This window comes from Streptomyces nanshensis, assembly GCF_001751255.1.
Lineage (GTDB): Bacteria > Actinomycetota > Actinomycetes > Streptomycetales > Streptomycetaceae > Streptomyces > Streptomyces nanshensis_A.
This window is the reverse complement of the sequence record NZ_LJGW01000343.1, coordinates 1-8401: the sequence shown is the minus strand read 5'-3', so window position 1 is coordinate 8401 and position 8401 is coordinate 1. Positions and strand designations below refer to the sequence as shown.

7 protein-coding genes are annotated in these 8401 nt (G+C 72.2%); 1 reads left to right on the top strand and 6 read right to left on the bottom strand.

The window, feature by feature from the left end:
- Positions 1-281 precede the first annotated feature (281 nt).
- The 6 genes from AN218_RS20440 to AN218_RS20415 form a co-directional block, all read right to left on the bottom strand.
- A complete protein-coding gene (locus AN218_RS20440) occupies positions 282-1571 on the bottom strand; it encodes a cation:proton antiporter (RefSeq protein ID WP_079132382.1) in 1290 nt (429 codons plus the stop codon).
- Between the two features lie 141 nt (positions 1572-1712).
- The gene (locus AN218_RS20435) at positions 1713-2189 is read right to left on the bottom strand and encodes a cation:proton antiporter regulatory subunit (protein WP_070018349.1); all 477 of its coding nucleotides are present in this window, start codon (positions 2187-2189) and stop codon (positions 1713-1715) included.
- A 169-nt stretch (positions 2190-2358) separates the two neighbouring features.
- The gene (locus tag AN218_RS20430; protein WP_070018348.1) at positions 2359-3348 is read right to left on the bottom strand and encodes a sugar-binding transcriptional regulator; all 990 of its coding nucleotides are present in this window, start codon (positions 3346-3348) and stop codon (positions 2359-2361) included.
- A 284-nt stretch (positions 3349-3632) separates the two neighbouring features.
- Complete coding sequence (gene rpe, locus AN218_RS20425; protein ID WP_070018347.1) at positions 3633-4313, bottom strand: ribulose-phosphate 3-epimerase; 681 nt, start codon at positions 4311-4313, stop codon at positions 3633-3635.
- A 293-nt stretch (positions 4314-4606) separates the two neighbouring features.
- Positions 4607-6064, bottom strand: coding sequence for an SLC13 family permease (locus AN218_RS20420; RefSeq protein WP_070018346.1), 1458 nt, complete (start codon positions 6062-6064; stop codon positions 4607-4609).
- A 233-nt stretch (positions 6065-6297) separates the two neighbouring features.
- A complete protein-coding gene (locus tag AN218_RS20415; RefSeq protein WP_070018345.1) occupies positions 6298-7062 on the bottom strand; it encodes an IclR family transcriptional regulator in 765 nt (254 codons plus the stop codon).
- A 97-nt stretch (positions 7063-7159) separates the two neighbouring features.
- Between AN218_RS20415 and AN218_RS20410 the strand changes: the two genes are divergently transcribed.
- Positions 7160-8332, top strand: coding sequence for a pyridoxal-phosphate-dependent aminotransferase family protein (locus tag AN218_RS20410; protein WP_070018344.1), 1173 nt, complete (start codon positions 7160-7162; stop codon positions 8330-8332).
- Positions 8333-8401: the final 69 nt, after the last annotated feature.

Sequence of the window (8401 nt, the reverse complement as noted above, 5' to 3'; positions counted from 1 at the left end):
TGCGCCGTCCCCCGGGACGGCGCAGGGAGGCGGGCCCTGAGAAATGTCCGGGAGCGGTTCCCGTGCCGCCGGAACGCGCACCTGCGGACGGCCCAACTGCCGTACGTACGCCGTGAATCCGCTCAGCGGCTCCCTCCCGCCCGGAGAGGACCGTTCCGCATCATGGGGGCCGCGCGCACACCGGCGGGACGCACAGGGCGCGCACAGCGCCTTACGGACCCCGGGGCCGCGTATCGCCGCCCCGTACAGCGACCGTGCACCGCCCGGCTCAGCGCAACGGCTCAGTGCCGCAGCGTCCCGGACGCGGCGCCCTCGCCGGAATCGACGCCCTTGCCCGAGTCCCCGCCCGAGTCCCCGGCCGCACCGGAGGCGGCACCCGCGGGCGGGCTCCCGTCCTCCTGCTCCCTGCGCCCGCGCGTCAGCAGCGCCCGCAGAACGCCGACGGCCGGCTCGGTCCAACGGGCCGCCAGCGGACCGGCGATGACCAGCAGCAGCACATACGCGGTCGCGAGCGGACCCACGTCCGGCTCGACGCTGACGGCGAGTCCCGCGATGACGATGGAGAACTCCCCGCGCGCCACGAGCGCCCCGCCCGCACGCAGCCGCCCTCTGCGGTTGACCCCGGCACGCCGCGCCGCGTACCAGCCCGTGAGCACCTTCGTGACGATGGTGACGACGGCCAGCAGCAGCGCGGGCACCAGTACGGGCGGGATCTCGGCCGGACGCGTGGAGAGCCCGAAGAAGACGAAGAAGACCGCCGCGAACAGGTCGCGGAGCGGGGTGAGCAGCGCCCGCGCGCTCGTCGCCGTCTCACCCGAGAGCGCGATGCCCACGAGGAACGCCCCGACGGCGGCGGAGACTTGGAGCCGCTGCGCGATCCCGGCGACCAGCAGCGTCAGTCCCAGCACGACGAGCAGCAGCATCTCCGGGGTGTCGGAGCTGACGGCCCGGCTGATGAACCGTCCGTGCCGCAGCGCCACGTACAGCACCGCGCCCACCGTGCCCAGGGCGACCAGCAGCGTGACGCTGCCGCCCGCCAGCCCGGCGCCCGCGAGGATGGCGCTGAGCAGCGGCAGATACACCGCCATCGACAGGTCCTCCATGACGAGGACGCCGAGGATGACCGGGGTCTCGCGGTTGCCGAGGCGGCGCAGATCGGTGAGGACCTTCGCGATCACGCCCGAGGACGAGATCCAGGTGACGCCCGCGAGGGCCAGCACGCCCGCCGGGCCCCAGCCCAGCAGCAGCCCGGCGAGGGCGCCGGGCGTCGCGTTGAGCAGGAAGTCCACGATGCCGGAGGGGTATTGGGTCTTCAGGCTCGTCACCAGCTCGGCCGCGGTGTACTCCAGCCCGAGCAGCAGCAGGAGCAGCAGGACGCCGATCTCCGCGCCGACCTCGATGAAGTTCTCCGTCGCGCTGAGCGGGAAGACGCCGCCGCGGCCGAACGCCAGCCCGCCCAGCAGATAGAGCGGGATCGGGGACATGCCGATGCGCCCCGCGAAGCGTCCGACGAGGCCCAGGCCGAGGATGACGGCGCCCAGTTCGATCAGCATCACGGTGGTCTCGTGCACGCGCTCGGCCTGTCCCTTCTCTGCGCCGGTCTGTACGCCGGAACCTCCGGGACGGCCCGCTCCCCCCGCCCCGGCCGGCAGGGTGCCCCGGGGTGCCGGTCGCCGGGGCCCCGGCTGCGGGGTCCGGCTCTCCGGCCCCGGTCAGGTCCCGCTGATGATGCGCGCCAGTTCGTCGACCCCCTCGCGGGTGCCGACCGCGACGACCGCGTCGCCCGCCTCCAGCCGGAACTCCGGCCCGGGAGAGGGATGCGGTCCCGTGCGGCGCAGCACGGCCACGATGTAGGCGCCGGTGCGGGTGCGCGCCCGCGTCTCGCCCAACGGCCTGCTGCGGTACGGGGATTGCGTGGTGACGGCGATCCGCTCGGTGACCAGGTCGATGTCCATCTCGGCCGTGGCGAGCTTGGGGGTGCCCGAGGGCACGAGCAGTTCGGCCAGGGACCTGGCCTCGTCCCCGTCGAGCGGCACGGTGGCCTGGCACGCGTCCGGGTCGTCCGGCTCGTAGAAGCCGAGGAAGCGCCGCCCGTCCTGGTGCGCGACGACGGAGATGTGGCGGCCCGCCCGGGTCTCGATGTCGTACTGCGTGCCGACGCCAGGCAGCTTGGTCCGCTGCGTCGTCATGGCTGCCTCTGCCTCCTCGGAGAGTGCACTGAGAGACCTGCCGGGCCGGAAGACCCGGAGGAAGAGCCGCGGATGGCGGCCGTCACGAGCGTAACCCGCACGGGCCACGCGGCCCCAGCCGCACCCCGGCATAAGCGCCCGCCGGCTCCCGGGGCGGGGCCGCGTGCCACTATGCGCCGTCCGGGTCGGCGCGCTCCAGGGCGGGCTTCGGCCCCGGGTCGGCCTCGGAGAGCAGGTAGTCGGCGGCGGCGGTGTCGGTGACGATGCTGGTGACCAGTCCGGAGCGCAGCACCGCGCCGATGGCCTCGGCCTTGCGCTGGCCGCCCGCGATGGCGATCACCTCAGGGACGCGGCGCAGCCGTTCGGCCTCCACGGTGATGCACCGTTCCCCCAGGTCCCGTCCGATGCGGCGGCCGCGCTTGTCGAAGAGATGCGCGGACATCTCGGCGGCGACGCCCAGCGACGAGTAGTGCTCGCGCTCGGAGTCGCTGAGCATGTCGTGGACGGTGGAGATGCCCGGCTCCCAGGAGCCGATGGAGACGGCGGCGACGGTGACCTTGTCGAAGTACTCGAAGGCGCGGGCGATCCCGGTCTGGCTGCGCAGCGCCGCGGCCGTGGCGGAGTCGGGCAACAGCATCGGCGCGTAGACGGGGTGCGCCTCGCCGCCGGCGACCTCGGCGGCCCGCCGTACGGCCTCCACGGATCCGCGGTCCGCGGCGCCCGCGTCGTAGACGCCGGTGAGCTGGACGACCGTGCAGGGCGGAAGCTGGCGCAGCGCGGCGGCCATGTGCGTGGTGGAGCGGCCCCACGCGAGGCCGAGCACATCGCCCTCGGTGACGAGTTCGCCGAGCAGACCGGCGGCGACCTCGCCGAGGTTCTCCGGGTCGGCGCCGTCGTCCACCGCCTCCGACGGCGACTCGACGACGACCACGTGCCGGAGCCCGAAACGGGCCCGGAGGGCGTCCGAGCGGTCGGCGTCCAGCTCCGCCGGGACCCTGATCTCGATGCGGACCAGGTCCCGTTCCAGCGCCGTCTCCAGGACCCGCGCCACCTTGAAGCGGCTCACGCCGAACTCGTCCGCGATCTGGATCTTGGATTTGCCCTCAAGGTAGAAGCGGCGCGCCATGGCCGCCGCCTGCATGAGCTCGGCGGGTCCCATTCGTGTGGTCCGACCCGACGACACCGCACTCACCTCACTGTCTTCCCGTACGTACGCATCAGCGCTGGGCGTTCATCCTTGCAGATCCCGGGTGGACCCGATCCCACTCCGGCGTGCGCGGCCCGCCGGGGCGGCCCTGCCGGTGCCGCCCTCCAGTGTGCGCGCACCGTGTACACAGGGGCGAAGGCCGGGAGGGACGCGGGAGGGGGACGGCCGGATTCCCGGAAAGCCGGGGCGGGAGCCGCCTGGGGGTACGGCTCAGCGGGCTCCGCCCGGAGCGTTGTTCAGCGGGCTCCGCCCGCGGTGCGCGCCGCGGCCTCCTCCGCCTGCTGGCGCAGGCCCCGTACGGCCGCCGCCGGGTCGTCGGTGCCGTAGACGGACGATCCGGCGACGAACACGTCGGCACCGGCCTCGGCGCACTGTTCGATGGTGGACGCGGAGACACCGCCGTCCACCTGGAGCCACATCTCCAGGCCGTGCTTGTCCATGAGCTGCCGGGCCCGGCGGATCTTCGGCAGCATGATGTCGAGGAACGCCTGCCCGCCGAAGCCGGGTTCGACGGTCATCACCAGCAGCATGTCCAACTCGGGCAGCAGGTCCTCGTACAGCTCGACGGGGGTGGCGGGCTTGAGCGCCATGGACGCGCGGGCGCCGAGCGCCTTGATCTCCCGTGCGAGCCGTACGGGCGCGGCGGCGGCCTCCGCGTGGAAGGTCACGGAGCGGGCGCCGACCTCGACGTACTGCGGGGCCCAGCGGTCCGGCTCGTCGATCATCAGATGGCAGTCCACGGGGATGTCGGTCGCCCGGGTCAGCGCCTCCACCACCGGTGCCCCGAGGGTGAGGTTGGGGACGAAGTGGCTGTCCATGACGTCGACATGGAGCCAGTCCGCGCCGGTCACCGCTTCGGCCTCGTCGGCGAGACGCGCGAAGTCGGCCGAGAGGATGCTGGGGCTGATCTGAGCCATGTGCCTACCTATCCGAACTGTCCGTCCGGGGCGCCGCCTTCGGTGCCCCCTATCCGTACGGCGTCCCGTACCGCGTACCCGCACGTCGTATCCGTGCGTCGTCTCCGTACGGCGGCGCCCGGGGACGCCGCACCGGGATGATGTCATCCCGTACGGCGGCGGTACGGCGCGGCACCGGCCCGCGCAGGGAAGATCCGGGACGGGTTCCGGCCGGGGGCGGGCACCAACGGACGGGCGCCCGCGGGGAGTTGCCTCCCGGCGGGCGCCCGTGGCGCGCGGATCCGGACGTGCCCTCAGAGCCAGCCGGGCACGACGAAGAACAGCCACGTCAGCGGCGGCGCGATGGCCACCATGCTGAAGCCCCAGACCATCAGCCGCCGGAAGACGGTGTCCCGCTGCTCCTCGGGCGCGCTCGCGACCACCAGCGCACCGCTCGTGGAGAACGGCGAGGAGTCCACGACCGAGGAGGAGATGGCGAGCGCGATGATCAGTCCCACCGCGCCGACGTGTCCGTCCTGAAGGAACGGCACCGCGAGCGGGATGAGCGCGCCGAGGATGCCGGTGGTGGAGGCGAAGGCGGAGACGACCGCGCCGATGAGGCAGATCAACACCGCGCCCAGCAGAGGGGCGTTGATCGCGGCGACGCTGTCGCCGAGGAAGTCGATCGTCCCGATCCGCTCCATCATGCTGACGAACGTGACGATGCCGCACACGAGGAGGACCGTGGACCACGCGCAGCGGTCCACGGCGCCCTTGGCCGTCGACGGGGAGACGAGTGTGAGCACCACGCTCACGGTCAGCGCCATCAGGCCGACGTCGAGGTCGAAGAAGAGCGACCCGACGACGAGGCTGACGAGGCCGAGCAGGGTCAGCACGCGCGTCCCGTCGAGCCGCAGATCCTCGTCGGGCTCGGCGACGCCGCCGCCCGTGCCGGAGCCCACGGGTGCGAGCACCGGTGCGGGGGCGGTGCCTTTCCCGGCCGAGGGCGCGGTGCCGCCGGAGCCCGATTCCGTACCGGTGCCGCTTCCGGAATCTCCGCCGAGGGAATCGCCACCTTTGGCGGACGCCCCGACCGTCACCAGATCTCCGTCGTCTCCGTCCCGTCCGGACACAGGAGACTCGCCGCCCTCTTGTTCGGCGCGGCGTCCGAGGAGGCCGCGCCCGCCGAAGAGGAAGAACACGGCGATGCTGAGGACGACGTTGAAGAGGAACGAGCAGAGGAAAAGCAGCAGCGGCGATCCCGGCAGATCGTTCCGCGACACCACGCCGTTCGTGATGCTGCCGAAGATGCTGATCGGTGAAAAGCCGCCCGCGCTGGCCCCGTTGATGATGAGCAGCCCCATCAGCACCGGATTGATGCGGTAGCGGACACAGAATCCCAGACCGATGGGGGCGATGATTCCCACGGCTGCGGGCACGACGGCCCCCGAGGCCGTCAGCACCGCCGTGACCAGGAACATCACCCAGGGAATGAGTGCGATCCTGCCGCCCACGGCCCGGGTCGCACGCTGCACCATCCAGTCCACCGTGCCGTTGTTCTTGGCGATGGCGAACAGGAAGGTGACCCCGACCAGCACGACGAAGAGGTCGCCCGGGAAGCCGCCGAAGATGTCGTCCGCGGATTCGCCGACGAAGGCGGTCCCGACCACGAAAGCAGCGACAATGGCCAGCGCGCCCATGTGGACCGAGGAAAAGGTGGCGATGGCGAATACCAGCACCAACCCGACGATGGATATGACTTGATCTGACACGAGGCTTCCTCGCCTTCGGTCGAACGGTCACTGCAAAGGCGTGCCGGCACATTTCTGAGCAGGAATCAGAAGCCTTTCCGGACCTGCGACACCGCCCTTGCGCATACCGTGCGCGGGGCTTACGGGGATTTCCCGCACAGCGCCAAGCCATTCCGCGATCCGGAATCCGGTTTTCGCCTTGGGCGAGTATGGGAGGGGGCCCGGAACCCGTCAAGGGTTCTCGTACGGATCGCTCAGCGCCCGGTGCTCTCCTCGTGCGCGCGTCCCAGAGCTGTGCTGATTCTCTTGGCCGCCTCGCTGACGAGTGCGCCGTACACCGGCCCCGCCTCGTCCGACATCCGGCTCGTCGGCACGTTGACGCTGATGCTCGCGACGGGCAGCCCGCCCTCGCCGATGACCGCCGCGGCGACGGCCGAGACGTCCGGGCGCCACTCGCCGCTGTTGGTGGCCCAGCCGCGCTCCCGCGTCACGGCCAGCTCGGCGCGCAGCCGCACCGGGTCGGTGATCGTGGTGTCGGTGAAGTCCCGCAGCCCGTGGGCCATGTAGCGCTCGGCGGCCTCCGGCGGGTCCGCGGCCAGCACCGCCTTGCCGTTCGCGGAGGCGTGCATGATCAGGTTCTGCCCCAACGGCAGGATGATGCGCACCGGTTGGGACGTCTCCAGGCGCTCGACCAGCACCACGTTGCCGCCCTCGCGGACCGCGAGGTGGATCGTCTCGTCCGTACGGCGGCGCAGCTCCTCCATCACCGGCAACGCGATGTCACGCAGGCCGAGTTCGTCGGTGGCGTGCCGGCCGACGTGCAGCGCCTTGGTCGTCACGACCCACCGGGTGGGCACCGAGCCGGTCGGCCGGATCCAGCCGGCCTCCCGCAGCGTCACCAGGGTGCGCTGCACCGAGGACTTGGGGAGCTGCATGGCGCGCGCCAGGTCGGCGACGCCGATCGGCTGGCGGACGGCGACCTCTTCGAGGGCGCGCAGTGCGTTGAGGACGTTCTGCATCCATTGACTCGTTCCGTGAGGGAACCTAAGCTCCGGCGTGCCGCCAGACGATACAGCGTGCCGCTTCACGGCACAACCCTTCGCGAGGAGTCGGCCCATGACGCCGCGTACCGGTCGCCACTTCCTTCAGATCCCGGGCCCCACCAACGTCCCCGACCCGGTGCTGCGCGCCATCGCGGCACCCACCGTCGACCACCGCGGGCCCGAGTTCGCAGCGCTCACCCGCCGTCTTCTCGCCGCGCTGGGGCCGGTGTTCGGGACCAGCGGGCCCGTGGTGATCTATCCCGCCTCCGGTACGGGTGCGTGGGAGGCGGCGCTGGTCAACACCCTCAGCCCGGGCGACCGCGTACTCAGCTTCGAGACCGGTCATTTCTCCGCGCTCTGGCGGGAGATGGCCGGAGCGCTGGGCCTGGAGACGGAGACCGACTTCGTCGCCGGGGACTGGCGGCACGGCGCCGACCCGGACGCCCTGGCCGAGCGCCTCGCGGACGACACCGGCCACGAGATCAAGGCGGTCTGCGTCGTACACAACGAGACCTCGACGGGCGTGACCAGCCGCGTCCCGGAGATCCGCCGCGTGCTGGACGAGGCGGGCCACCCGGCGCTGCTGCTCGTCGACACGATCTCCTCGCTCGGCTCCATCGACTACCGGCACGACGAGTGGGGCGTCGACGTCACCGTCGCCGGTTCGCAGAAGGGGCTGATGCTGCCGCCGGGTCTGAGCTTCAACGCCGTCAGCGACAAGGCGCTCGCCGCCTCGCGCAACTCCCGCCTGCCGAAGCTCTTCTGGGACTGGGGACCGGTCCTGGAGGCGAACAAGCAGGGCTCGTTCCCGTACACCCCGGCGACCAACCTGCTCTACGGGCTGGAGGAGGCGCTGCTCATCCTCCAGCAGGAGGGCCTGGAGAACGTCTTCGCCCGGCACCAGCGGCATGCCGCGGCGACCCGCGCCGCCGTACGCGGCTGGGGCCTGGAGGTGCTGTGCCGGGACGAGCGGGAGCACTCGGGCTCCCTCACGGCGGTGCTGATGCCGGAGGGGCACGACGCCGACAAGGTCCGCAAGATCATCCTGGAGCGCTTCGACATGTCGCTGGGCGCCGGGTTGGGACGGCTCGCGGGCCGCGTCTTCCGGATCGGGCACCTGGGCCAGCTCGGCGACCTCACCCTGGCGGGGACGCTCTCCGGGGTGCAGATGGGGCTCGAACTGGCGGGGGTGCCCGTCCGACCGGACGGGCTGGGCGCGGCGCTGGAGGTCCTGCGTACGGGGTGAGCGGCACGGACCGTCCGGGCACGGGCGGCCGGCGCCCGCCGCCCGGCGCCTTCCACGGACCGCCTCGCC